Origin of the sequence: Pseudomonas sp. Sample_23, from assembly GCF_004307595.1 — a bacterium.
Taxonomy (GTDB): Bacteria; Pseudomonadota; Gammaproteobacteria; order Pseudomonadales; family Pseudomonadaceae; genus Aquipseudomonas; species Aquipseudomonas atacamensis.
Genome location: NZ_RCNX01000104.1, coordinates 1 through 1,102 on the forward strand (window position 1 = coordinate 1; position 1,102 = coordinate 1,102).

A 1,102-nucleotide genomic window follows, 5' to 3' on the forward strand; every position below is an offset into this window, starting at 1 on the left:
ATGTCAATGCCATGGAGAAGCACGCCAACCAGTACATCTCGCAGCAGATCTTCAATATTCTGACGGCGCAGGCAGTCACCACCGACTACGACCAGAACTACTTCCGCCGTGCCGGCATCGACATCGGCGAAACCATCCGCCTGGATGCCAACGACCTGTTCATGAGTCTGGCCGGGCCGGTGGCGATTGCCTACGCCGAATCGGTGGTCCCGGAAACCCCGCCGCCGAGCAGCGACAAGTTCAAGGTCTTCGATAAAGAGCCGCAGCGCCTGAACATCGACGACCTGTTCTTCCGCTCGATCGACCTGCCGCACTTCAACAAGGTCACTCAGGCCATCGAAGGCATCAGCCTGCTGCCGATCGAATCCAAGCGTTATCGCGCTTCGCTTGAGCAGTACAAGAATTCCGGCTACGACGCCGCCGCGCTGCACGATTTGCACTTCTTCAAGAATTGCTCGTCGGTGGTGTCGATCGTCTCGCTGCCGAAAGACTACAAACTGTCGTACATGGACCTGAACCGGTTGAAGACCCACCTCAACAGCCTGTTCCCCAACACCACCCTCAAGCGCTATGCGCTGGTAATCGGCGCTTCGGCCAACCTGTCGCTGACCACCCTGATCGCCAAGAGCCCATGCCTGTCGGACGATTTCCTGACCTTGATCGTGGCGTTCATCAAGCGCTGCTTCGCGAAGAACCCGTACCGTTTCGACGAGACGCTGGATAACTCGATTCTCGACTTCATCATTCAGGAAGACTTCGACGAAGAGCGGATCGACGACCTGCTCAATGAGTTCGAAAACCCGGCGAAGATTCTCGATACCAACTGGTACGCGATCAAACCGATGTACGAAAAGAAATACCGTGAGTTGATCAACGACAAGGACAAGTTCGTCTCGATCAATGACATTCGCCTGTCGCGTGATTGCGTGAAGAAGTCGATCAAGTACCTGCGCGAGATCTACCGCCACCGGATTGGCAAGACCAAGGTGATTTCGCTGAATAACCATACCGGGAAGACGTTCTCGGTCTGATCCAGCACCGAGTAGCCCCCTTCGCGAGCAAGCTCGCTTGTATGGTTAGACTTGAAGGGGTGGTGGGACGA

General features: G+C 55.8%; 1 pseudogene. It reads left to right on the top strand.

The features are described from left to right. Positions 1 to 1,031: pseudogene (locus D8U82_RS27600) on the top strand (hypothetical protein); the annotation flags it as partial. Positions 1,032 to 1,102 lie beyond the last annotated feature (71 nt).